Annotated in this window: 19 protein-coding genes; 12 read left to right on the top strand and 7 right to left on the bottom strand. The window is 48.6% G+C overall.

Annotation, left to right across the window (positions count from 1 at the left end):
• Window positions 1–79: 79 nt before the first annotated feature.
• Entirely contained in the window at window positions 80–790 is a 711-nt protein-coding gene (locus tag BUB18_RS06555; RefSeq protein ID WP_073079210.1) for an RNA ligase family protein, read from the top strand.
• Entirely contained in the window at window positions 759–1,877 is a 1,119-nt protein-coding gene (locus tag BUB18_RS06550) for an AAA family ATPase (RefSeq protein WP_245805620.1), read from the top strand. The genes BUB18_RS06555 and BUB18_RS06550 overlap by 32 nt, the downstream gene beginning before the upstream one ends.
• A 196-nt stretch (window positions 1,878–2,073) precedes the next feature.
• On the opposite strand, the gene dcd is transcribed toward BUB18_RS06550, so the two are convergent.
• Window positions 2,074–2,610 carry a dCTP deaminase gene (gene dcd / locus BUB18_RS06545; RefSeq protein ID WP_073079207.1) on the bottom strand — a complete coding sequence of 179 codons (537 nt, stop codon included), beginning with the start codon at window positions 2,608–2,610 and terminating at the stop codon, window positions 2,074–2,076.
• Between the two features lie 120 nt (window positions 2,611–2,730).
• On the opposite strand from dcd, the gene BUB18_RS06540 reads away from it, so the two are divergent.
• From BUB18_RS06540 to lpdA, 7 genes are all read left to right on the top strand, one after another.
• Window positions 2,731–3,372: a 4'-phosphopantetheinyl transferase family protein gene (locus BUB18_RS06540; protein WP_073079205.1), complete on the top strand. Its 642-nt coding sequence runs from the start codon at window positions 2,731–2,733 to the stop codon at window positions 3,370–3,372.
• Between the two features lie 13 nt (window positions 3,373–3,385).
• Window positions 3,386–3,889, top strand: coding sequence for a shikimate kinase (locus tag BUB18_RS06535; protein ID WP_073079204.1), 504 nt, complete (start codon window positions 3,386–3,388; stop codon window positions 3,887–3,889).
• Window positions 3,882–4,274 carry a DUF423 domain-containing protein gene (locus BUB18_RS06530; RefSeq protein WP_073079202.1) on the top strand — a complete coding sequence of 131 codons (393 nt, stop codon included), beginning with the start codon at window positions 3,882–3,884 and terminating at the stop codon, window positions 4,272–4,274. Before BUB18_RS06535 ends, BUB18_RS06530 begins: the two co-directional genes overlap by 8 nt.
• A 187-nt stretch (window positions 4,275–4,461) precedes the next feature.
• A complete protein-coding gene (locus BUB18_RS06525; RefSeq protein WP_178372096.1) occupies window positions 4,462–5,880 on the top strand; it encodes an alpha/beta hydrolase family protein in 1,419 nt (472 codons plus the stop codon).
• Window positions 5,881–5,900: 20 nt separating this feature from the next.
• The gene (locus BUB18_RS06520) at window positions 5,901–8,549 is read left to right on the top strand and encodes an FtsK/SpoIIIE family DNA translocase (RefSeq protein ID WP_073079198.1); all 2,649 of its coding nucleotides are present in this window, start codon (window positions 5,901–5,903) and stop codon (window positions 8,547–8,549) included.
• Window positions 8,550–8,679: 130 nt separating this feature from the next.
• Window positions 8,680–9,339 carry an outer membrane lipoprotein periplasmic chaperone LolA1 gene (locus BUB18_RS06515; protein WP_073079196.1) on the top strand — a complete coding sequence of 220 codons (660 nt, stop codon included), beginning with the start codon at window positions 8,680–8,682 and terminating at the stop codon, window positions 9,337–9,339.
• 67 nt (window positions 9,340–9,406) lie between these two features.
• Window positions 9,407–10,813 (top strand): dihydrolipoyl dehydrogenase, encoded by a 1,407-nt coding sequence (gene lpdA / locus BUB18_RS06510; protein WP_073079195.1) that lies wholly within the window; start codon window positions 9,407–9,409, stop codon window positions 10,811–10,813.
• 141 nt (window positions 10,814–10,954) lie between these two features.
• Here lpdA and BUB18_RS06505 read toward each other — a convergent pair whose 3' ends face one another.
• Entirely contained in the window at window positions 10,955–13,765 is a 2,811-nt protein-coding gene (locus BUB18_RS06505) for a S8 family peptidase (protein WP_073079193.1), read from the bottom strand.
• 595 nt (window positions 13,766–14,360) lie between these two features.
• Here BUB18_RS06505 and BUB18_RS06500 point away from each other — a divergent pair.
• Window positions 14,361–15,185 (top strand): M57 family metalloprotease, encoded by an 825-nt coding sequence (locus BUB18_RS06500; RefSeq protein WP_073079191.1) that lies wholly within the window; start codon window positions 14,361–14,363, stop codon window positions 15,183–15,185.
• Between the two features lie 201 nt (window positions 15,186–15,386).
• On the opposite strand, the gene BUB18_RS06495 is transcribed toward BUB18_RS06500, so the two are convergent.
• Window positions 15,387–16,499: a sensor histidine kinase gene (locus tag BUB18_RS06495; RefSeq protein WP_073079190.1), complete on the bottom strand. Its 1,113-nt coding sequence runs from the start codon at window positions 16,497–16,499 to the stop codon at window positions 15,387–15,389.
• A gap of 131 nt (window positions 16,500–16,630) precedes the next feature.
• On the opposite strand from BUB18_RS06495, the gene BUB18_RS06490 reads away from it, so the two are divergent.
• Window positions 16,631–18,802, top strand: a complete 2,172-nt coding sequence (locus tag BUB18_RS06490) for a S46 family peptidase (RefSeq protein ID WP_143159853.1) — start codon at window positions 16,631–16,633, stop codon at window positions 18,800–18,802.
• Between the two features lie 87 nt (window positions 18,803–18,889).
• Here the strand turns inward: BUB18_RS06490 and BUB18_RS06485 are convergent, their stop codons facing one another.
• Window positions 18,890–19,777: a class I SAM-dependent methyltransferase gene (locus tag BUB18_RS06485; RefSeq protein WP_143159852.1), complete on the bottom strand. Its 888-nt coding sequence runs from the start codon at window positions 19,775–19,777 to the stop codon at window positions 18,890–18,892.
• Window positions 19,778–19,826: 49 nt separating this feature from the next.
• Window positions 19,827–21,374, bottom strand: a complete 1,548-nt coding sequence (locus BUB18_RS06480) for an acyl-CoA mutase large subunit family protein (protein ID WP_073079186.1) — start codon at window positions 21,372–21,374, stop codon at window positions 19,827–19,829.
• A 96-nt stretch (window positions 21,375–21,470) separates the two neighbouring features.
• Here BUB18_RS06480 and BUB18_RS06475 point away from each other — a divergent pair, with 96 nt between their 5' ends.
• On the top strand, window positions 21,471–22,379 hold the full coding sequence (locus BUB18_RS06475) for a M23 family metallopeptidase (RefSeq protein ID WP_073079185.1): 909 nt from the start codon (window positions 21,471–21,473) through the stop codon (window positions 22,377–22,379).
• 12 nt (window positions 22,380–22,391) lie between these two features.
• Here the strand turns inward: BUB18_RS06475 and BUB18_RS06470 are convergent, their stop codons facing one another.
• Together BUB18_RS06470 and BUB18_RS06465 are read right to left on the bottom strand one after the other, a co-directional pair.
• A complete protein-coding gene (locus BUB18_RS06470; protein WP_073079183.1) occupies window positions 22,392–22,925 on the bottom strand; it encodes a DUF7935 family protein in 534 nt (177 codons plus the stop codon).
• 123 nt (window positions 22,926–23,048) lie between these two features.
• The gene (locus BUB18_RS06465) at window positions 23,049–24,188 is read right to left on the bottom strand and encodes a pyridoxal phosphate-dependent aminotransferase (protein ID WP_245805619.1); all 1,140 of its coding nucleotides are present in this window, start codon (window positions 24,186–24,188) and stop codon (window positions 23,049–23,051) included.
• Window positions 24,189–24,251: the final 63 nt, after the last annotated feature.

The following is a 24,251-nucleotide window of genomic DNA, read 5'->3' as shown; positions in this document are numbered from 1 at the left end:
CAGGCATATTAATTTCCAGCCTTAGTCGTTTCCTTCCGGAAGCGGCCTGTGATCTTATTGTTTACACCAACCGCTCATCATGGCAATTTCACAAAAGTACGGCCGTACCTGGCATTACCCGTTTTCTCCCGGTACCACCAGCGACGATCGTATTCAATATAACTACTGGGATGCATTACAGCAGATCCCGCAAATTATTCATACGGAGAAACTGGATGGAGAAAATAACTGTCTCTCCCGCCACGGTGTTTTTGCGCGCTCACATGCAGCGCCCACTACATCGGCGTGGACAGCCTCCATCCGCACTTACTGGAACCAGGTGCGGCACGACCTCGGCGACCTTGAAATCTTCCTGGAAAACCTGTACGCCATACATTCTATTGCGTACAAAAACCTGGACCATCACTTTTATGTGTTTGGCATCCGGGAGCAGGAGCGCTGGCTTAGCTGGGAAGAAACCGTGTTTTACGCCAATATGCTGGACCTGCCAACCGTACCGGTAGTAGCGGTGGTAACGCCACCGGCTACACGCGAAGCGTTCGAACAGGATACACTGCAGCTGGTACAGGGCAGGGGCAGCTTTGATCCTTACGACACCGTGACCGGCCTACCTACCACCATGGAAGGCCTGGTGAGTCGTAACGCCAACGGCTACCCGGTAAGTGAATTTGCTAACAACGTGTTTAAATATGTAAGAAAAGGACACGTAAAAACCGATCAGCACTGGACCCGCCACTGGCGCAGGGCCCGGCTGAATCATGAAGGAGGTAACTATGTGGACCATCGATAAAAATAAATCCTGGGCGCACCTGCACGATCACTATTACTGGATCAGTCGCATGGACAATGTGCCGCAAAGTCCCATTCACCACGCAGAAGGGAATGTGGGCATCCACACCCGCATGGTGGTGGAAGCCTTAATGCAGCTGCCTGCCTGGCAGCAACTGCCGCCTCAGCAGCAGGAACTGCTCTGGGCCGCTGCGCTGCTCCACGACGTGGAAAAGTTTAGCACCACCGAAACGCTGGACGACGGCAGTATTGTGTCGCCGGGCCATGCCCGCCGCGGTGCCATGACGGCCCGCAACATCCTCTTTGAGGAAATACCCACGCCATTTGCCATCCGCGAGCAGATCTCCTGGCTGATACGCTACCATGGCCTGCCCCTATGGGTGTTTGATAAGCCTGATCCGGTAAAAGCCCTGATCAGCGCCAGCCTGGACGTAGATACTGCCATGCTGGCTACGCTGGCCCGTGCGGATGTGCTCGGGCGCATTTGTAATGACCAGGAGGAGTTGCTGTACCGTATCGACTGCTTCGAGGCCCTTGCCCGTGAGCAGCAATGCTGGGGCCAGCCCAAAGCCTTTGAAACAGCTGCCGCGAAAATGAACTACCTCACAAAAGAGGAGGTGGCGCCTGACTATGTACCGTTCCCGGTTGCAGGCAGTGAGGTGATACTGATGAGTGGCCTGCCGGGTGCAGGGAAAGATACTTATGTACAGCGCAACTACAAGGAGTGGGCAATGGTATCTCCCGATAACCTCCGCAGGGAAAAGAAAGTAGACCCGACAGACAAGAGTGCCAATGGTACCATTATCCAGGAAGCGAAAGAGCAGGCGAGGGCCTACCTGCGCGCAGGTAAAAACTTTGTGTGGAATGCCACCAATATCACCCGCCAAATGCGGCAGCAGCTGGTGAGCTTATGCATGACCTATCATGCACATGTAACTATTGTATATGTGGAAGTGCCGGCAGATAAGCTGTTGAAGCAGAATGCGCAACGGAAATATGCTATTCCCGAAAAGGCGCTGCGGCAGCTGATGCGTAAGCTGGAAGTGCCAGGCCAAACGGAGGCGCATGAAGTGACTTATGTCGTTTAATCGTGTGCCTTTGACAGCCGATTAAACGCGGCGCTTAGCGCTGTCCAACCCACACACGAATGATGAACAGGTCGGCAAGCAATGGCAGCCACCGCGCGCAGCGCGGCTCCCCCGGGATGATACCGAAGGTATCATCCCAAAACAAAAAAGCGGTTGCATACCATATGCAACCGCTTTCATTTATATGATGCAGCTATTAAAACTCATTCTTCCACATCATGCTCTCCACAGGCCTGATGGTACGACCGTTATATTTCGCATTCCCCTTCTTGTTATAGAAAGTTTCCACATCGCCTTCCACCACAAAGTAGATCAGCTGACCAATCGGCATACCTGCGTATACGCGTACCGGTTGTGCACAGGAAATTTCCAGTGTCCAGGTGTTGCAGAAGCCCACATCCCCTTTACCGGCAGTAGCATGGATATCAATCCCCAAACGGCCGGTGCTGGATTTACCTTCCAGGAAAGGCACGTGCGCGTGTGTTTCAGTGTATTCATCGGTTACACCCAGGTAGAGGGTGCCAGGTTGCAGCACAAAGCCTTCTTCAGGAATTTCAAAATGCTCAATTTCATTGTGCTGGCGTGCATCCAATACGCGGTTCTTGTAGGTGGCGAGGTATTTGCCCAGGTGTACGTCGTAAGAGTTGGTGCCAAGGTACTTCCTGTCGAACGGAGAAATCACGATCGTGCCTTTCTCAATTTCCTCCAAGATGCGTTTGTCTGACAAAATCATGTGCTAGGTGTTTGCTTTAGCTGTTAGTAATTCGGATTGGTGTAAAAAGCGGTTAAAGAAAAGCTAATACCGGCAGGGATTGCGCTTTTTTTCACCTTTTTTCTATTAATTTGGCAAGATATGCCATTAATACGTACCATACAAATTGATCCGGACACCAGGCTTGGGTTGTGGAAAATTAGTGAACAAGAAGCCTTCTTCCAGGAGAAAATAACCATTAGCAGGGCCATACACCACCCCCATAAGCGTTTACAGCATTATGCAGGTCGTTTGCTCCTCATCACCCTGTTCCCGGATTTTCCCCTGGACGAGGTAGTGGTGGCCGACACGCGCAAGCCTGTATTACATTGTGGCAGTTTTCATTTCTCTATTTCCCATTGTGGCGACTATGCCGCCGCCATCGTGAGCCGTAAAGGTGCCGTTGGGATTGATATTGAAGGGGTGCAGCCGAAGATCGGTAAAGTAGCGCCTAAGTTCCTGTCGCCCGAAGAGCAGGCGTTCATTGACCCGGTGAATACACTGAAACACCAAACCATTTGCTGGAGCGTCAAAGAGGCCATGTTCAAGTGGTACGGCCTCGGCAGTGTTGATTTCCGGGAGAATATGCGCTTACAGCCTTTCCCCTTTATGCCGGCCGGATTTATTACCGCCAATTTTGTGAAGCCGGATACAAATACGCAACTATATTTGCAATATATATTGGAGAACGACCTATGCCTGGCATGGACACATCCGGTTGCTGAAAGTCAAACTAATTCATAACTGTACCGTTAATATGAAAATATTCTTACTCGGTTTTATGGGAGCCGGCAAATCTTATTGGGGTAAACAACTCGCCGATGTGTGGGACCTGCCTTTTTATGACCTCGACGATGTGATTGTAGAGGCAGAAGAAATGGCCATCAGCGATATTTTTGCTACCAAAGGGGAAGACTACTTCCGGGAAAAGGAGAGTATGTTGTTGCGTGAATTGTCAAAGCAGGATAAATTCCTGATCTCCTGTGGTGGCGGCACGCCTTGTTTTGAAGACAACATGGATTTCATGAACGAGCGTGGTATCACCATCTGGATCAATCCTTCGGTGCCTACCATGGTGGAGCGACTCTCCCGCAAAAAGGCCAAGCGCCCGCTGATCCAGGACCTGGATGATGAAGAGCTGGCCGTATTCGTGGAAAGAAAGCTGGCCGAGCGCCTGCCGTTCTACCAGCAGTCAAAGCATATCATCGCTTCGGATGATATTTCCCTGGAAACATTTACCAAAAATATAGACCATGCATAAGAGTTTTTTAGTTTGGGCGGCGGCTTTGGGAGCCCTGGCAGTAGTTTTGGGCGCGTTTGGCGCACATAAGCTCAAAGAGCTGGTACCTCCTGAAACAGTAGGGACCTTTCAGACTGGCGTTACCTATCAGTTCTATCACGTATTTGCATTGCTCGCAACCGGTATCCTTTTTGCACAGGCACCAGGCGCTCAAATGCTCTGGGCCGGCAGATGCTTCATTATCGGTATCTTCCTGTTCTCCGGTTCACTCTACCTGCTCACCATGATGAAGGCAACCGAAACGGTAGGGCTTTCCAAACTCGGGATTATCACACCAATCGGTGGCGTGTTTTTCATCGTAGGTTGGGTGCTGTTGTTACTTTCTGTATTAAAGATTAAGTCATAGTTCGCAAAAGCCCGGATGCCTTCGGCATCCGGGCTTTTGCGAATAGCGCAGGGCCCGCAGTCCTGCGCTATTCGCAAATATTCGTAAAATAACAAAAGGCAGGCCTTTGCTGCTTATGTCGCTTATGCTGCTTTGCGTGAAAAAAATCAAACGCCTGACACCGAAGGTGTCACAGAAAACATTCAGGATGCAAAGACTTCTATTAGTGTGGATGATGATACTGGCGACTGCACAGGTATCTTTTGCCCAACAGGCAGAAAAGATGACAGGCCGCTGGTATGGTGTGGTAAATGCCAACAATGAGCACCTCAGAGTAGTAATCAATCTTACACCCCGCACCGGTAAACTCACCGGTACCATTGCTTTTCCAGATAAATCTCCGGAAATCAAAAACCTGGACTCTGTAAGTCTGAATGCCGGCATCCTGTTCCTGCGCCTCCACACAGCGGACCTGGTGTATATCGGGAAAGTAAATCCTGACGCAGATAATATCTCCGGAAAACTCATCTGGGGAAATATTAATCAGGATGTAACGTTAACTCATAAAGAAATTAAACAGGCAGCGTTGTACCCGCGTCCGCAGGAGCCGAAGCCTCCGTATGCCTACAATACGGAAGAAGTATCGTTTAGGAATGATGCGGATAGCGTAAGGCTGGCAGGTACTTTTGTAAGGCCATCGGGCTTTACGGCAAATTATCCGGTGATGGTGATGATTCCCGGAGAAGGTCCGCAGAACAGGGACAATGAAGTGAGCTACCATAAAATGTTCCTGGTGATGGCGGATTATTTTGCAAAGAATGGGATCGCTACACTGCGCTTTGATAAACGTGGGGTAGGAGGTTCCGGAGGCAATGCCGATTCCGTGGATATCCATGGTACGGCAAGGGATGCAGCAGCTGCGGTCAGATATTTAAAATCAAGGAGAGATGTAGACCCGCATAGCATTGGTGTACTCGGATATGGCGCCGGTGCAGCATCTGCACAGATCCTCGCCGCTGATAACCCGACCATTGCATTTGTAATTTCCATGGCAGGCATAGGCGTGAATGGGATGGAATGGTGGGAGCAGCAACAATTAACCGCAGCCCGGGCGATGGGTATGTCAGACGATGAATATGCCACGGCAAACGCCCGCATGAAGCCATACTGGGATGCCCTGCTGGCAGAAAAACCTTTGGCTGCTACCCGTGCAGATGCGAAATTAGCATTGGAACATATCTACGACAGCCTGCCTGCTGAACTGAAAGATGCTACTGATAAGGAGCAATTTTCAGGCGCAGATATCGTTAGTCCGGAAATGTTATCTATATTACGTTATAAACCAGTATCATATCTTAGAAGAATCCAATGCCCGTTCATGGCTGTTAATGGCGCAATGGATGAAGTAGTACTGGCAGAGCCCAATCTGAAAGGATTGGAAAGAGGATTAATCGAGAATGGCAATATGATGGTTACCATTCGCAAATTTGCAGGTTTAAATCACCTGTTTCAGTCCTGCAAAACATGCGATGCCGAGGAATATGCGACACTGGAGCAAACCATTGACCCCCTGGTACCGGAATTCATCGCGCACTGGATATTACAGTTGCCGCCGGTGGGCAGGTAGTCACAACTTTGAAAGAAATTATGTCCAAGAATAAACTGAAAACCGAAAAACCGGAGAGCAAAAAAGCCAAAGCCACTCCAGCCCCCAACCCTGAAGTGTTGAAGAAAGATAAAGAGGCGGATGTAAAAGTGAAGGAGCTGGTGAAGGATGAGCGTACCCATAAAGTGATGGGTGTGTTCTTTTTGCTGCTATCTATCTATTGTTTCATCGCCTTCACTTCCTATATTTTCAGTTGGGAAGAAGATTTTGATAAAGTTAACCGCTATTCTACCCGTGAATTATTCTTTGGAGATGTAAGCGTTGATAACCTCCTGGGCCGCCTCGGCGCCTTTGTTTCCCATGGCTTTTTCTACAATGGCTTTGGCATCGCTTCCTATCTCTTCTGCTATTTCTTTTTTATCATCGGCGTGAATTTTATCGTTGGCCGCCGCGTATTTCGTGTATGGCGCAACGTGAAGTATATTTTATTCGGCTTACTGTTCATCAGTATGTCGATGTCGTTCCTGTCATTTGGTGCGGAATTCCCATTCGGCGGCGCCGTGGGCAACGCACTCACCAAATGGACCTCCGGGTTTGTTGGTAAAACCGGAACCGCCCTGCTGCTGCTGGTGCTGGGCTTCTCCTGGCTGATATGGAAATTCAATTTTGATTTCAAATGGCCGGAAAGTAAACCCAAACCGCCTAAGCCGGTACCTGTGCCCGCGGCGGCAGTGAGTCCCATCGTACCTGCTGCCGAACAGCCCCTGACATCTCCCCAACAAAAAAGCAATGGCCTGAAAGATAATGCAGGCGTGATGGTGATACCGCCCACAGCAGAAGAAGAGGAGGAAGAACTGCCTCCAATGCAGCTGGTAGAAAAGGAAGATATCACCGTCATCCCGGCCCATCATGCACCCGTAGTGCCTTTGTCAGCTCCGGAGCCTGAGCATTTAACTTTGGAAGATGATGAAGACTACACGGAAGAAGAGCTCGCAGCCGCCGGCCCGCTGCTCTATATCGACGAGTCCGTGGAAAAGGCCCGGGACCTGGACCTGCCGGCCGAACCGCCATCCAGAAAGAAAAACAATACGGATGAAGTAGCCTTTGAAATCAAGCCCACCTATAGTGATGAGGAAGATGAGGGAGAAGAGATAGTACCCGTGCGGGAAGCCGTACCGGTAGACCCGTACGACCCGTCGCTGGACCTGAGCAACTACCGCTTCCCCGGACTGGACCTGCTGGAGAACCACAACGCTGATAAAGTGATTGTGCAGGACACCACCGAACTGGAAAAGAATAAGAACCAGATCATCGATACGCTGAAGAACTACGATATCTCTATTCAGAAGATCAGCGCCACAGTAGGGCCAACGGTGACCCTGTACGAGATTGTGCCCGCAGCGGGCGTTCGTATCTCCCGGATCAAAAACCTGGAAGACGATATTGCGCTGAGCCTGTCCGCCCTGGGTATCCGTATCATTGCCCCTATTCCGGGTAAAGGTACCATCGGTATCGAGGTGCCTAATGTGAAGAAGTCGATTGTATCACTGAAAGCCCTGCTGGCCTCCGAAAAATTCCAGAACAGCACCATGGACCTGCCGATCGCCATCGGTAAAAAGATCGATAATGAAAACTTCATTGCCGACCTGGCCAAAATGCCGCACCTGCTCATGGCCGGTGCCACCGGTCAGGGTAAATCCGTAGGTATCAACACCCTGCTGGTTTCCCTGCTGTATAAAAAGCATCCTTCCCAGCTGAAATTCGTACTGGTGGACCCGAAAAAAGTGGAACTCTCGCTCTACAAGCTGATAGAGAAACATTTTCTGGCCAAATTACCGGGAGAAGACGATGCCATTATTACCGATACCAAGAAAGTAATTCATACCCTCAATGCCCTGTGTATTGAGATGGACCTGCGTTACGACCTGCTCAAGGAAGCCGGTACCCGTAATATCAGGGAATACAACAGCAAGTTTACCCAGCGCCGCCTCAACCCGCAGAAAGGCCACCGCTACCTGCCGTTTATTGTGCTGGTGGTGGATGAGTTTGCGGATCTGATCATGACGGCAGGTAAAGAGGTGGAAATGCCGATTGCGCGACTGGCACAGCTGGCGCGCGCCGTAGGTATTCACCTGATCATTGCTACCCAGCGCCCGTCCGTAAACATTATCACCGGTACCATCAAAGCCAACTTCCCGGCACGTATCGCCTTTAAGGTATCTTCTAAAATCGACTCCCGTACCATCCTGGACATTGGTGGTGCCGAGCAGCTGATTGGGCAGGGGGATATGTTGGTATCCTTTAACGGAGAGCTGGTAAGGCTGCAATGCGCCTTTGTGGATACGCCGGAGGTGGAGAGCGTGGCAGAGTTTATCGGTAACCAGAAAGGCTACCCTGATGCGTTCCTGCTGCCGGAATATGTGGATGACAAAGATCCGGACGGCCGCGAGCTAAGCCTGAGCGACCGTGATCCGCTGTTCGAAGAGGCCGCACAGGTGATCGTGCAAACCCAGCAGGGATCTACCTCCTTGCTGCAGCGCCGCATGAAACTGGGTTACAACAGGGCCGGGCGACTAATGGACCAGCTGGAAGCCGCCGGTATCGTAGGGCCTAACATGGGTAGTAAGGCCAGGGAAGTGCTGGTGAAAACCGATGCAGACCTCCAGGAAATTCTTAATGATTTGTTATAATCATTACCAAAAAATCAAATATGAGGGTGCTTTTCGCAGAATTATACGAATTTTGGGCACTCAAATGACACAACCAGCCCTGCCGGCATAGCTTTTGACTATACGGGGGTAAATTAAAAAAAGAACTACGATGAAGAAATATGTATTAACAGGATTGTTACTGAGCGGAATCACTTTCAGCGGTATGGCGCAAACCAAACAGGTGAGCGATCCTAAAGCTAAAACCGTACTGGATGGGGTCAGCTCCAGGTTCAAAACCCTGAAGTCCGTAGTCGCTAATTTTGTGCTGAAAGTGGAAGGTGCCAACAACAGCGTGGCCGATTCCAAGAAAGGCACCGTATACATGAAAGGTTCCAAATACAAGGTAACCATGGACGGCCAGGAGATTATCAGCGATAATAAAACTTCCTGGACCTACGCAAAAGATGTAAACGAGGTTACCATCAATAACGTAGATCAAAGCAGCGGCGCTATCACCCCTGCCAAGCTGTTTACCAATTTTTATGATAAAGACTTCCTGTACCGCCTGACACCGGAAACTACCGAAAAGGGTAAGGTGCTGCAGAACGTTGAAATGACGCCTACCGACAAGTCCAAGAACATCTTCAAGGTGATCGTGTCAGTGGACAAAAAAGCCCAGAATATCGCGAAAATGAAGGTTTTCGAGAAAAATGGCAACCGTTATACTTACGAAATCACCAACTTTACGCCAAATGCGGCTGTAACTGACGCAACATTCCTTTTCGACCCTAAGAAATATCCGGGTGTGGAAGTGGTAGATCTGCGATAATTAATTCCGGATGTGGAATTCAATAATTAATTTCTACCTTTGGCAAGTTTTATAAAAATTAAACAATATGGCATACGACGTTATCGTAATTGGTAGTGGGCCCGGCGGATATGTGGCTGCTATCCGTGCTTCACAGCTGGGATTTAAGACCGCTATCGTGGAAAGAGAAAACCTGGGTGGTATCTGTTTAAACTGGGGCTGTATTCCTACTAAGGCATTACTGAAATCTGCACAGGTATTGGAATATATGCAGCACTCTAAAGACTATGGTATCACCGTTGCTGATGCACAGGTGGACTTCCCGGCAGTAATCAAACGTAGTCGTGGCGTTGCTGATAAAATGAGCAGGGGCGTACAGTTCCTGATGAAAAAGAACAAGATTGATGTGCTCATGGGCAATGGAAAACTCAAATCCAAAGGCCAGGTAGAAGTTACCGATAAAGATGGTAAAGCTACCGTATATGATGCAAAACACATCATCCTGGCAACTGGTGCACGTGCACGTGAACTGCCTAACCTGAAAATCGATGGTAAAAATGTGATCGGCTACCGCGAAGCACTCGCGCTGCCTACACAGCCTAAATCCATGATCGTTGTAGGTTCTGGCGCTATCGGTGTAGAATTCGCTTATTTCTACGCTACCCTCGGTACTAAAGTTACTATCGTTGAATTCATGCCTCGCATCGTTCCGGTAGAAGACGAAGATATCTCCAAAGAACTGGAAAAAATCTACAAGAAGAAAGGCATCGAAATCATGACCAACTCTTCTGTAGAAGCTGTAGAAGCTACTGGTAACGGCGTTAAAGCGAAAGTTAAAACCGCTACCGGTGAAATCACCCTCGAAGCTGATGTTGTACTGAGCGCTGTTGGTATTGCTGCTAACATCGAAAACATCGGCCTGGAACAACTGGGTATTAAAACTGATAAAGGTCGCGTTGTAGTAGACGGTTACTACCAAACCAACGTTCCTGGCGTTTACGCTATCGGCGACATGGTTCCTGGTCAGGCACTGGCACACGTTGCTTCCAAAGAAGCGATCGTTTGCGTGGAAGCACTGGCTTACAACGAGAAAAAATACGCTCACAAACCTGCTACTATCGACTACATGAACATCCCGGGCTGTACTTATTGCGCGCCTGAAGTAGCTTCTGTAGGTTATACCGAGAAAGCAGCCCGTGAAGCTGGTTACGAAGTGAAAGTGGGTAAATTCCCATTCTCTGCATCCGGAAAAGCAACTGCTGCCGGCGCTACAGAAGGTTTCGTAAAAGTGATCTTCGACGCTAAATACGGCGAGTGGCTGGGTACGCACATGATCGGTGCTAACGTTACTGAAATCATCGCTGAAACAGTGGTGGCACGTAAACTGGAAACTACTTACCAGGAAGTGCTGGATTCTATCCACCCGCACCCAACTATGAGCGAATCAGTAAAAGACGCTATCGAAGTAGCTTACGGCGAAGCAATTCACCTGTAATCGACATTCATCGAGAATTACTTTAATTAAGCATATAGATGAATAAGCCCTCGCATCCGCGAGGGCTTTTTTTGTTGATGGCTAAAGCTGTGCCGCGCACGGCACCCAACCATCCCCATGACACCGAAGGTGTCATGTTTATTATAATTTCACAAACTTTCTGTTATATATCCGCTGCCCGTTATAATAGATCGTACAATTATAGACGCCAGCCGGCAGTTGCGACATACCAATCCCCGCCAAACTATCTGTAATCGTTACCCGCATCCGTTCCCGACCACTCATGTCGGTGATCACCACCTGTCGCTCCCTTACCACCGGGTCCATAATACCCAGCGTATTCACCACCGGGTTAGGAAACACCATGATGTTATCCGTTTTAAAGATCTGCACAGTGGAGATACCAGAGTAGAACGCCCTGCCATCAAAGGTATTCAGCTGTACCCGGTAGTACATTAATCCTTCCCAGGTATTCGGATCGGTATAATAATACAGCAGGGAGCCGGTTATAGGGGTGGTTTGCAGGTTATCCCACGATTTGCCGTTATAGCGCTGCCATACCACTTCCTTCAGCTGGTAGGTGCTGCCGAGGTTGAGGGTCAGCTGTACGGCGTTATCAGTGGTTTTATCAGCTATCAGGCTTTTTACATAGCAATCCACACCTTGGGTGGTGAAGTCCACCGTATAGCTGCGGAGCCCTTCCCATCCAGCGGCGCTCACCGGACTAACGGCGAAGTTGCTGGAGCTGAGTTGGGCTTTGGCGATAAACAGGAACGTATCAGCTGTTTGCTGATATGGCTGTAGCCGGGTTTTGCCCATGTTATAAATATTGTATTGTACGGCGTTCGGCAGGTTGTCCCAGAAAATGAAGGTACTGTCGGCGCAGTTGAAGCCGGTTTGTATGGTCACTTTCGGCGAAATAATAAAGGGCGGACTGGTGAAACTGGTGTCTGGCAGCTGAAAACGCAGCATCGCTTTGCTGAAGGTGGCAGGTACATACCAGCCCAGGTAACCGCTGCTGACAGGATAATTCGTTACTACCGTTTGCCAGGTGGCCCCACTATCCAGCGAGTACTGCACATTGCCATTGCCGGTGTAGGTGCTTTCCCAATAGAGATCCACATTGGTATTGGCTTCAAAAATCGTTTGGGCGTCGGGGTTATGCCAGGCGAAGGTGGATTTGGGTACCAGCTCGTACGCATAGTACCAGGTTTGTGTACCGCGTAGCTGGCCGGCGCTGATATGGATGCGTGCCGTGCCGGCAGCTGGATTGGTAATGGTAACCTGTTCTATATTATTGAGCGTATCCCTGCCTCGTTTAGCCGGAACTGCCAGTGAGTCCGGTGCCGGGTTTAATATCCAGGGGAGATATAAATTACCATCGGTGCCGGTTACACGTAAATCAAGGTCGTTTACAAGGGCTTTGGTCGCGTTAACAGAAGCAGGTAAGTCGTTCCAGTAAAGGGTTACTTTCAGCTCCTGTATATTGTCGGGGATATTCAGGTCGATGCTGGTGCTGTTGTTGCCCGTGGTACTGCCATTGCCGAAATGCTTGTCTTTCAGCGTTTGCAGGGCGTGCAGGGCATTTACACTACCGTATCCGGACTTATAATTCGGGCCGGTACCGGTGGCCCTGCCGGCGCTGTTAAGCAGGATTACCTTCAGCAATGCCGAAGGCATGGGCGTAAAGGTTTGCTGTTTCCAGTAGTCCTGCAACAGGGTGCTGATGCCGGTAACGGTGGCCGCTGCGCCGGAGGTGCCATCCTGCCCGAAGGCGGAGAGTTCCGGTTTGATGCGCCCGTCGTAGGCGGGGCCATGACTGGAAAGGGAGATGAAGTTACCGGCAGCGTCTGTACCACCTACCACCAGCAGGTTTTTAGCCTGCTTTACATTACCGGTGAGGTTGGCGTAAATCAATCCCTGGTAGATGCCGGAGTTGGATGGCTGTCCGCCTATATTCCCTGCGGAAAACACATGTTCAAGGGTATCCGATTCGTAAATCTGTTTATCATAGGCGGCGGCATCGGGACCGTAAAAATTTTCTATTTCAGTACCATAAGAGTGGTTTTGCAGGGAGATGTTATACTTACGGTAATACGTGGCCGTATCAGGCAGGAGGGTAATGTTGAAATTGGAGCTGCTGAGTCCCGCTGCGGGCGCGGCTCCCAGGCCAAGTGCGCCGGTGTTGCCGGCTCCTGCAATAATGGTAGCCATGGTGGTAGCATGGGAGGTCACATTCGTAGAGGCGTCAGGGTTATAGATGATGCGACCGGCAAAGTCGAGGTCGGTAGTATCAAACTTATCCTCTTTAACGCTTACGGCTATACTCTTTCCATCGATGCCGGGAAATTTTTCCTGTGCGATGTTAATGCGGTTTATATATGGATTGGCGCCGTTCAGAATCATTTCCGTCAGTGCCTTTCGCGGCTTATCCGCAAACACGATCAGGGTATCCGCTATAAAAGAGGACCATTGTTTTACGGGCAGCTTCACCATTGCAATATTATAATCTCTCCTTATACTAATAACCGTAATATAAGGTACCGCCGGCAGGTCCTGTTTAATACTTACCCGGACGGTGATGCTATCTGTGTCAGCTGATTTTTCCAACTGCTGCAGTAGTACTTCACTGGCCTTCCAGTTGAAGTTGGCAGGGCCCTGATAAGCGAGTTGTTTTGTTAATTCATTTTCAGGGATTTGCTGATGAACGATGAAGGCTTTCGCATTGATTATTTTCCGCAGGCCATAAGCTTCGAGTCGCTGCGGCGACACCGTTTTTTTAAAAATCACCAGCCAGTTTTCAGCCGATGTTTTTGTTTGCGTTTCGGCAATCGGTTGTAAGCCATAGCGGTACCGCACACTGTCTGCAGGCAACAACTGCTGCGCGGAAATGTTGCGGCAGCAAAACAGCAAAGTGAATAGCAGAATGAGTTTGGGTAAATAGTGGTTCATGCGGGACAAGGCGAAATATTGCGTTTAGAATGGCAACAGACTTTCTAATCTACTGCAATAAATTGTTTGGTCCAATTTTTTTCTAAAGAGTTTTGCAAAATGTTTTTTTTAAATAAAACGAAAGTTGTAATATTGAATAAGTAAGTTGTAAATGAAAAACTTCAACAAAATCTGAGCTGGATCGCACGATAATTAGTAAGTTAATCTGAAGAGCAAATCTGAATAATACCGGTTAATACCGGCCTCGTAAATCATCACCAATCATTAAGAAAACTGCCGTTTATGGAAGCCTCCTCGTGAGCTGTAGTTTTGCTATGAGAAAAACTGAGAGCCTTTACTTGCCTACAACAAGTATGCACCTTAAACTATAGCAATCACCGAGTTACCATCAATGTTAGTTTCATAACGATACACGCTAATCACGCTGCAGTAGGGAAGGGTAGTATACCTTTACCAGCGTATGCTATCGTGGTTACGGAAGCCGCGCGCAGCGCGGAGTAAATGCAGATGATGCCTAAAGCATTATCCTGGAAATACTATGTGAAAAACTAGGAGAGACGATATTTTTTATTCTAAAAACCCAAAATCTGAGTCTATGAAAAAACAAACACTTAGTGTTTTATTTGCCCTCATGGCTATTGTAGCCGTTGTGTCCTGTCAAAAAAGTAACACAAACACAGACGCTAAACCGCAGGAAGTTTCTGAAGATGTGTTAGCCCAAATCAAAGCCTATGGCTTTTCTACGAACAATGTTCACAGTACTGACGGTGGTGTGATTGTGGAAGGCGATATCTTCCTCTCTCATGCTCAGCTGCAGGAAAAAGTTAGTGGTCCTACCTTACAGGTGGCACAAACTGAACAGTACCGCACTACTAACCTCGTATCCGGATTGCCACGTGTAATCAAAATTAAAGTGACTGGTTTAGGAACTGCATTTATCGCAGGTACCGACACGGCAATTGCCCGTTATAACAGACTGGGACTGCGCCTTACCTTCCAGCGTGTAACTTCTGGTTCTGCAAACATCACTATTCAGGGCTTCAACCAGGGACCAAGTGGTGGTTACATCACCTTAGGTTCTTCCGGCTTCCCTACCAACGCAGGTAACCCTTACAGCAAAATCCTGATGAACACAAACCAGTATGCTTACGGTAGCAATCCAAATGTATTGTATGTTGGTTCTGTAATTCAGCATGAAATCGGTCACTGCCTGGGTATGCGTCATACCGACTATATGGACCGTTCCTATAGCTGCGGCGGAACTGCTACCAACGAAGGCGCTGCCGGTGTAGGTGCTATTCAGATCCCGGGAACTCCTGGCACACCTGATCCTAACTCCTGGATGCTGGCCTGCTCCAATGGTGGCAACCGTACCTTCAACGCTAACGACGTGATTGCACTGAAATACCTGTATCAATAAGGTATCATCTTCTTAACTCATTTATACCGGTATTGATTCCGGGTAAAAGCGTAACGCCGGGCCCCAGGCCTGGCGTTGCCCGCAAAAATTATTTGCGGTAAAACTTCCCGGGAGGTGCAGCCAGGGTTTACCCCTTATCATATTTTGGGTGTAAATCTGTCGAGCACAAAGAGTGCTGCGCCTCCCTTTAATTATCCTTTGTCAATACAGTTCCCCTGTTGATCGGTTTCCACGATCGCTACGAATTTTATCCCCATACAATCCCTGCAGTTTTAATGAAACATGGTAGTATCCGTCCACTTCTTCGGTGATGAGTGAATATCTTTCCGGATAGAGATGATCGAGTCGCTGAATGGTATTGGAAATGCCAATACCCATGCGGTTTTCCGGTTGGCCCATGCGGAAGATCCTGTTGGTGCAGTCAAAGTGCACGGCATCCTCTTCAATATTTAAGGAGATATTGATCGCACTGGATTCATGATTGCTGATGCCATATTTAAATGCATTCTCGATAAACGGCAACAACACCAGTGGCGCAATACACTTAAAGCTGGCTTCCCCCGAAACGACGAAGCCAACGGACGTTTGTTTACTCAGGCGCAGCCGCTGCAGGTCGATGTAATCGTGCAGGCAGGCAATTTCGCCCTGGAGCAGTACATAGTTTTTGTTTTCTTCCGTAACATACCGCAGCATGTTAGAGAGCTTCATAATGCTTGGTCCGGCATATTCACTATGGGTAATAGCCAGGGAATAAATATTATTTAACGTGTTAAACAGGAAATGCGGGTTGATCTGCGCTTTCAGGAACGAAAGCTCGGCCTGCGTTTTCCGGGTTTCGGCATACAAGGCACGTTTTTCTGTTTGCCGCCACCGGTGTGTAGTTTCAATGGCTACACTCAACGCAATGGTGAGCATAAACAGAAACAGGCTGAAATAGTCCATATGCAGGTGCATGGGCAGATGCGGCATGGGCGGCGGCCCGGGGGGTATAGGCATGCGCATATGCGGGCCCGTAAAGCGCCGGAACAGGTGATCAAACGGCTGCATCAGGTTCACCATCAGCAGCAGTAACAGCAGCGAAAAAAAGTACAGCAGGTGATGCTTCCGGAAAAATAATTGTGGAAACAGGAAATTCGTATGAAAGTAAAACAGGGAGGAATAGGTGAAGATGAAAATAAAAAACTCCGGAGAGCAAAGCACTGTCCAGGCGCGATCATCGTCTGACTGCCCGCTGATGAAAAACAGCGACAGGCACACCAGGATCAGCCACCCGGTCAGGTGAGAGAGAACGACAGAAGATTTTAAGCGGATCATGCACGACAGAATTTAAATACGCTACTGAAATTTGGCTCAATCTGGCCAATTATCTGTCAATAACTCTTCAAACCGGGGGATTATGTCGATGAATGATGTAAATTGCCAGCTTTATTAAAAGAATATCAGATATGTTGTTAAAATCGGTGAAGTCGAGCCTGTTGCTGGTACTGATCGTACTGTCGCAGCACGTTTATGCTACTGAGGGAATGTGGTTACCGCAGTTGCTCTCTAATCTCAACGAGAAGGAGATGAAGGGTATGGGTATGAAAATCAACGCCTCAGATATCTATAATATCAATAAAGGCAGTCTCAAAGATGCTATTGTAAGTTTCGGTGGTTTTTGCACAGCGGAGGTAATATCTTCCCAGGGACTGATACTGACCAACCACCATTGTGGCTATGGCTCCATCCAGAAGCATTCTTCACTGGAAAATAACTATCTCGAAAATGGCTTCTGGGCCAAAACCTTTGCGGAGGAACTGCCCAATGCAGGTCTCACCGCTACTTTCATCGTTCGGATAGATGATATTACCAAAGAGGCAACCGCAGGTGTTACCAAAGCGATGTCCGAAACAGAAAGGCAATCAGTAATCGACCAAAAGCTGGCGGAAATTAAAAAGTCCGCCAAGCGCGAATCCTGGCAGGATGTAATGATTAAACCTTTCTTCGAAGGCAATAAATACTACCTGTTTGTCACCGAAACCTATAAGGATGTACGTTTGGTAGGTACCCCGCCATCTTCCATCGGTAAATTCGGTTCAGATACCGACAACTGGGTATGGCCGCGTCATACGGGCGATTTCAGCATGTTCCGCATCTATGCCGGGAAAGATGGTAAGCCGGCGGAATATTCCAAAGACAATGTGCCGTTAAAACCTAAATACTTTCTGCCAATCTCCATGAAAGGCGTCAAAAAAGACGATTTTACCATGGTAATGGGCTTTCCTGGCCGCACAATGGAGTATCTCCCTTCCGAGGCGGTAAAACAGACCGTAGAGGTCCTGGATTTCGCAAAAGTGGAAATGCGCGATGCCGCCCTCAAAATTATTGATGGCTACATGCGTAAAAATGAGCAGATCAAAATTCAATATGCAGCCAAATTCGCTTCTACCGCCAACTACTGGAAAAAATGGCAGGGCGAAATGTTGGGTATCAAAAAAACCGATGGCATTGGTAAAAAACAGCGCTATGAAGTGGAATATAACAGGCTGCTGAATGCTAACCCTGCACTGAAACAACAATATGCCGGCGTGCTGGATACGCTGAATGCCCTTTACGTGCAGATCAATCCATATGCACAGGCCCGCGATTATTACAGTGAGCTTACCAAAAACGCTGAAATCTATTCCGCCATCGATAAATTTCTGGAGTATACCGACAATGCTGAAAAGCAAAAAGGTAACGCGGACGGCTATGCGAAAGCCCGCACCGACTTCCAGAATACTATCAAAGCATTTTACGCCAACTTCAATGCCGGGGTGGATAAAGATGTATTCATCAGCCTGATGGATATCTACGTTAACAAAGTACCGGAAAAATTCCGCGACGCAAAATTCAACGCCTCCTGGAAAAAGTATAATGGCGACAGCCGCAAACTGGCGGACTACGTATATGCTACCTCCGCATTCACCAGCTTCGATAAAGTAAATGCGCTGGCGCAGTTACCATTTGAGCAAATGATGCAGCAGGCGGTCAACGACCCTGCCGTGCAACTGGCCATCTTCCTCCGCGAAGGCTTCGCTAACCAGGTAGCGCCTACTCTCAATGCGCTGCAGCTGGATATCAACAAACGTCAGCGCACGTACATGAAAGCCCAGATGGATGTATTTGAAGGAAAGAAAAATTTCTATCCGGATGCCAACAGTACCCTCCGCGTTACCTATGGTAAAGTAGATGGTTACAGCCCTAAGGATGCAGTGGAATACGACTACTATACCTGGCTGGATGGCGTAATGGAAAAATATATTCCGGGTGATTATGAATTTGATGTACCGGCAAAACTGATAGAACTCTATAAGAAAAAAGACTACGGCAAGTATGGTGTAAACGGTCGTATGCCGGTATGCTTTATCGCCTCTAATCACACCACCGGTGGTAACTCCGGTAGTCCTGCCCTGAATGCTTATGGTCAGCTGATCGGGTTAAACTTTGACCGTACCTGGGAAGGTACCATGAGCGATATTAACTATGATCCTTCTATCTGTAGGAATATCATGGTAGATATCAGGTATGTGCTGTTCATCGTGGATAAGTTTGCGGGTTGCACGCGACTGGTGGAGGAGATGAAATTGGTGAATTGATCATTTATAATGTAAAAAAGAGAGGTTCCCCCGCCGGGGGAACCTCTCTTTTTTTAAGCAGGACCTTCGGTCCTGCTTAAAAAAAGCTTATAACCTACACTCATACACAATCGAACTACACCTGTCCACCTGCTTCAATCCCCTCCGATAACTCCTTAATCCATGAATGAAACCTTGCAACAACCTACTCTTCCCGGTTTTATACTTCTCACTCAGCAGGCTCACATAAAAGCCGTCAAACACCATCGGATGTTTCTTCACTACTTTAATACCATGGTACGCCAGCAGCTGCTCCATGGAAGTGGGAGAGAAGTGATATAAGTGACGTGGCACATCGTAGGCTGCCCAGTATTGTTTGTAGAAATCAGCATCCAGCGAAGTGTAGTTAGGCACTGCAATCAGGATGGCTCCTTCCGGCTTCACCAGCTGACGTATTTGTTTGATGTAAGCATGGAGTTCATGTACATGCTCCATTACATGCCACATGGTAATGGCATCATATTGTTTATGGGGTAAATGGAACAGCTGATCAACCGGCAGTGCTTCAATTTGGTACAGCTGTTTCGCATTATGACGCGCAGTTTCATCCGGTTCCAGGCCCGTTACCGTCCAGCCGCCGGTTTTCATGTAATGCAGGAATGCACCGGTGCCGCTGCCGATATCCAGTACCGAACCTGTTTTCATGCCGGTGGCATTACGTACCCAGTTTTGTTTGGAGCGCAGGGTGATTTTACGAACGCTGTGGTATAAACGATTGATTAATCCTTCTTTAGTTTCAGAATGGGAGATGTATTCCTGCGACTGATAATAGCGGCCAATATTGGCGCCGTCAGGTACATTCTGGGTAAAGCGGCCGGTACAGGTGCCGCAGTGCCAGATACCAAAGGTTTCTTTAGATACAGTGTAGTCTTTTGCAGTTAATACTTCATGAATCTGAGAAGAACCACAAAGCGGACAAGTATTACGGTAAATCAAGTTATGCAGTTATTTTGTGTCGCAAATTTAATATTAAATATTTTTTTCCTTAATGATATTCTCCCCATTCGGCCCGGAGGGCATCGGCAATTTCGCCGAGGGTAGCCAGGTTTTCCACTGCTTCCACTACGATAGGCATTAAGTTTTCGGTAGTATGTGCTGCCGCGCGGATGCGTGCCAGCAGTACATTTACAGCCTCATTGTTTCTGCGGCTGCGGAGGTCTGCCAGTCGCTCCGATTGTACCCTGCGTATACTGTCGTCTATCCGGAAAACTTCCGGTGGATTATTATCCGTGGAGGTGAATTTATTCACGCCCACGATTATTTTCTCGTTGCTTTCAATTTCTTTCTGGTAGCGGTAAGCACTTTTTGCAATCTCATCCTGCACAAATCCTTGCTCAATGGCGCTCACAGCGCCGCCCATGGCATCTATTTTCTGAATCAGTTCCCAGGCTTTGCTTTCCACCTCGTTAGTGAGTGCTTCTACATAGAACGAACCTGCCAGAGGATCTACGGTGTCAGGAATGCCGCTTTCATATCCCACAATCTGTTGGGTACGCAGCGCAATGCGTGCCGCTTCTTCTGTAGGCAGGGAAAGTGCTTCGTCGTAACCGTTAGTGTGGAGCGACTGCGTACCGCCCATGGTGGCTGCCATCGTTTGAATAGCTACGCGTACAATGTTGTTGAGCGGCTGCTGTGCGGTGAGCGTGCTGCCACCGGTTTGTGTGTGGAAACGCAGCATCTGTGCCTTAGGATCAGTGGCGCCCAGCTCAGTGGTGATCTGTGCCCACATACGCCTGGCCGCGCGGAACTTCGCCACTTCTTCAAACAGGTGGTTATGCGCGTTGAAGAAGAAGGAGAGTCGCTTGGCAAATACATTGATATCGAGGCCTTTGTCGAGTGCCGCTTTCAGATAGGCCTTCCCGTTAGACAGGGTGAAAGCCAACTCCTGTACCGCATTAGCGCCGGCCTCGCGGATGTGATAACCGGAAATGGAAATGGTATTCCACTTAGGTACTTCGCGACTGCAATAATCAAATATATCTGTGATGATACGCATAGAGGGCTTTGGCGGGTAAATGAAAGTGCCTCTGGCTGCGTATTCTTTTAGAATATCATTCTGGATGGTGCCGGAAATCTTTTTCAGATCGGCACCCTGTTTTTTAGCGAGTGCAATGTAGAGTGCCAGCAGGATAAAGCCGGTAGCGTTGATGGTCATGGAAGTGGAAATTTTTTCCAGCTCTATGCCTTTAAACAACCGCTCCATATCTTCCAGCGAATCAATGGCCACACCTACTTTTCCTACTTCCCCTTCGGACATGGCATGGTCGGAGTCGTACCCGATCTGGGTGGGTAGGTCAAAGGCCACGCTGAGCCCCATTACACCCTGACTAAGCAGGTAATGGTAACGTTCATTGGATGCTTCTGCCGTGCTGAAACCAGCGTATTGGCGCATGGTCCAGAGTTTATCGCGATACATGGTGGCATGTATGCCCCTGGTAAAAGGAAACTCCCCTGGCAGTTCATGCATGGGCACTTCCTGGGTGTATACAGGTGCAATGTTAATGCCCGAATCGGTTTGAATATGCTTTTCCATCGTAGATTGGTACTATCATTGCAATGTTACATAATTATTACGGTACTTCGCCGTGGAGAAAAATATTGATATTTTGCAGTAAAGTTAACGCCGCCGATGATCATCTACCTGCTGCTTGGAATTACGTTACTATTGGCCTTTTTCAGTATCCGGCTTATATGGAAGTCGGGCAACCGCCCGCTGTCAGCCTCCTACAGCACGCTGCTGGCAGGCTTGTCTCTTGGCGTTTTTCTATATCTCTTCGGTAGCTGGGTGTACCTCACCATCTATGCTGGCTATGCGTTTGGGATACTACTGCTGCTCACGCTGGCATTGATCTTCTTCCGGAAAAAAAACTGGCAACTGCCGCCGGTAGCCCGGTGGAAGGTAACGCTGAACCTGTTTTTTACCGGCCTCCTAACGGTATTGAGTATACTCTATTTTACCGGCACTACCGGAAAACCGGATGTAATTAACTTAACCTTTCCGTTTAAAAAGGGGAACTACTTTGTGTTACAGGGGGGAAAAGGGCTGCCTACCAACCTGTTTCATTTCAGCTTACGCGGTGCGGTATACGCCATGGATATTGTAAAACTGAACGACTTCGGCGGAAGGGCAAATCGTATCTTCTCAAAAAAATTAAATGACTATGAAATTTTTGGGGATACCGTATATGCCCCCTGCAATGGCCGCGTGGTAAGGGCTTATGGGAATAACCCGGATAATATTCCGCCCAACATGAAGCGGGGACCTAAAAACACAAACCAGGTACTGCTGGAAACGCCCAACAGCTATATTTTTATGGGACACCTCCGTATGAACAGTGTGATCGTGCACGAAGGGGAGGAAGTGGTAACAGGTCAACCGCTGGCCTGTATCGGGAATTCAGGCTTTAGCACGGAACCACATTTACATATTCAAGTACATTTTAAGCAACCGGGCATACCCTGGTACCTCGGTTATCCGCTCTACATTCATTTCAATGGAAAAGGCTACCTGATGAATGAAGTGATTCATGTCAGATAGCCCCTGCCACCATTATTTCATCAGTTTTTTTGCTTCGGTATTGATGATCTGTGCTACCAGCTCAGAAGGAGAGGCGCCTGCTTCCGCGAATACCTCCAGGATCTGTTTGTTCAGCTCCATGGCTGGTGCATCCGCCGGCAAACTGGCTGCCACCTGGTTGATCACCGAAATGGTTTGCTCCTTCAGGGTTTTAATGGCATCCCAGGTTTGGGCAGATACATAAATCTGCTGGGTAACGTTGTGATCGTATTCTGCCTTGATCTGCTGTACCATGGCCAGCTGCATATCCACGGTAGTCATGCCCTGCTGATAAATGCGGCCAATCAGGCTTTGTGGCGATATCCGCTCTACATAAAGCGCCATTCTCTCATATGCCTGCAGCTGCAAAGGCAATATGGTACTGCTGTTGCTGTTGTTGTTATTGGAAGATGCCGGTTCCGCCGGCTCTTTGGATGGTTTCTTTTTAATCAGGTCTTTGGCGGTACTGTAAATCATATAACCAGCGCCCAGGGCGAGTACGATGTACAGTAGTTTCTGCGTATCCATGTATAGTGATTCGGGTTTTATATTATAGGAAGGGGGAAAGGGCCTGTGGACCCTTTCCCCCTTCCCTCCCGGTTCTCTGCCAACGGCATAGTACCAGGAGGGATATTATGGTGGAAAACCGGACTAGCTAAGCTTGCCCAGCCATTCTTTCATGCGTTTAACGCCTTCCTGCAGTTTGTCCATGGATGTAGCGTAGGACAGGCGGATGCAGTTAGGCTGCTCAAATGCGGCGCCGGTAACGGTAGATACGTGTGCACGGTGCAGCAGGTACATACAGAGGTCGTCAGCATTATTAATGGTTTGACCTTCAAAGGATTTGCCAAAGAAAGCGCTGATATTCGGGAACATATAAAATGCACCTTCCGGATCATTCACCTGCAGGCCTGGAATTGCTTTCAGGGCTTCGTGAATGTAGGCACGGCGCTTTTTGAATTCTTCGACCATGGCTGTGGCAGAACTCAGATCGCCGGTGAGGGCGGTCACTGCTGCACGCTGGGTGATGGAGCAGGTAGCAGAGGTAAACTGGCTCTGGATTTTATCACATGCTTTTGCAATGTCCAGGGGAGCGGCCAGGTAGCCGAGGCGCCAGCCGGTCATGGCAAAACCCTTACTGAGTCCATTGATCAGGATGGTCCTGTTTTTCAGGTCGCCAAACTGGGCAATGCTTTCGTGTTTACCAACGTAGTTAATATATTCATAGATCTCATCGGAAATGATGTAGATCTGTGGATGTTTTTCGAATACTTCCGCCAGTGCTGCCAGCTCTTCTCTGGAATATACAGATCCCGTAGGATTGCAGGGGGAAGAGAACATGAACAGCTTGGTTTTAGGTGTGATAGCGGCTTCCAGCTGGGCAGGGGTGATTTTATAATTGTTTTCGATACCGCATGGCACAAAAACAACTTCTCCCTGGCAAAGCTTCACCTGTTCGGAGTAGGTCACCCAATAAGGGGTAGGAATGATCACTTCATCTCCCGGGTCAACGAGTGCCAGTACAGCGTTGGCCAGGCATTGCTTGGCGCCGGTGCACACTACAATCTGTTCCGGCGTGTAGTCAAGACCGTTATCCCGCTTCAGTTTGTGGATCACTGCCTGACGCAGTTCGGCGATACCGGCTACCGGGGTATAATGGGTAAAGCCTTCGTCGATCGCCTTTTTGGCGGCCTCGCGGATATGCTCGGGCGTATTAAAGTCAGGTTCTCCAATACTAAGGTCTACAATGTCTATTCCCTGGGCTTTCAGCTCACGTCCGAGCTTGGCCATTTTGATTGTTTGAGGCTCGGAAATCCGGGACAGCCTCTCTGCAAGTTGATTCATAAGTTTAAT

It is taken from the genome of Chitinophaga jiangningensis (genome assembly GCF_900142605.1).
Lineage (GTDB): Bacteria > Bacteroidota > Bacteroidia > Chitinophagales > Chitinophagaceae > Chitinophaga > Chitinophaga jiangningensis.
This window is presented reverse-complemented; position numbering and strand designations above follow the sequence as displayed.

Excerpts from the sequence above, each read along its gene's own strand:
- BUB18_RS06525 (WP_178372096.1), top strand. The coding sequence starts at position 4,462 with ATGCAAAGACTTCTATTAGTGTGGATGATGATACTGGCGACTGCACAG.
- dcd (WP_073079207.1), bottom strand. The coding sequence starts at position 2,610 with ATGATTTTGTCAGACAAACGCATCTTGGAGGAAATTGAGAAAGGCACG.
- BUB18_RS06470 (WP_073079183.1), bottom strand. The coding sequence starts at position 22,925 with ATGGATACGCAGAAACTACTGTACATCGTACTCGCCCTGGGCGCTGGT.
- BUB18_RS06540 (WP_073079205.1), top strand. The coding sequence starts at position 2,731 with ATGCCATTAATACGTACCATACAAATTGATCCGGACACCAGGCTTGGG.
- lpdA (WP_073079195.1), top strand. The coding sequence starts at position 9,407 with ATGGCATACGACGTTATCGTAATTGGTAGTGGGCCCGGCGGATATGTG.
- BUB18_RS06505 (WP_073079193.1), bottom strand. The coding sequence starts at position 13,765 with ATGAACCACTATTTACCCAAACTCATTCTGCTATTCACTTTGCTGTTT.
- BUB18_RS06495 (WP_073079190.1), bottom strand. The coding sequence starts at position 16,499 with ATGATCCGCTTAAAATCTTCTGTCGTTCTCTCTCACCTGACCGGGTGG.
- BUB18_RS06475 (WP_073079185.1), top strand. The coding sequence starts at position 21,471 with ATGATCATCTACCTGCTGCTTGGAATTACGTTACTATTGGCCTTTTTC.
- BUB18_RS06530 (WP_073079202.1), top strand. The coding sequence starts at position 3,882 with ATGCATAAGAGTTTTTTAGTTTGGGCGGCGGCTTTGGGAGCCCTGGCA.
- BUB18_RS06480 (WP_073079186.1), bottom strand. The coding sequence starts at position 21,374 with ATGGAAAAGCATATTCAAACCGATTCGGGCATTAACATTGCACCTGTA.
- BUB18_RS06500 (WP_073079191.1), top strand. The coding sequence starts at position 14,361 with ATGAAAAAACAAACACTTAGTGTTTTATTTGCCCTCATGGCTATTGTA.
- BUB18_RS06550 (WP_245805620.1), top strand. The coding sequence starts at position 759 with ATGAAGGAGGTAACTATGTGGACCATCGATAAAAATAAATCCTGGGCG.
- BUB18_RS06520 (WP_073079198.1), top strand. The coding sequence starts at position 5,901 with ATGTCCAAGAATAAACTGAAAACCGAAAAACCGGAGAGCAAAAAAGCC.
- BUB18_RS06555 (WP_073079210.1), top strand. The coding sequence starts at position 80 with ATGGCAATTTCACAAAAGTACGGCCGTACCTGGCATTACCCGTTTTCT.
- BUB18_RS06515 (WP_073079196.1), top strand. The coding sequence starts at position 8,680 with ATGAAGAAATATGTATTAACAGGATTGTTACTGAGCGGAATCACTTTC.
- BUB18_RS06465 (WP_245805619.1), bottom strand. The coding sequence starts at position 24,188 with ATGGCCAAGCTCGGACGTGAGCTGAAAGCCCAGGGAATAGACATTGTA.
- BUB18_RS06535 (WP_073079204.1), top strand. The coding sequence starts at position 3,386 with ATGAAAATATTCTTACTCGGTTTTATGGGAGCCGGCAAATCTTATTGG.
- BUB18_RS06490 (WP_143159853.1), top strand. The coding sequence starts at position 16,631 with ATGTTGTTAAAATCGGTGAAGTCGAGCCTGTTGCTGGTACTGATCGTA.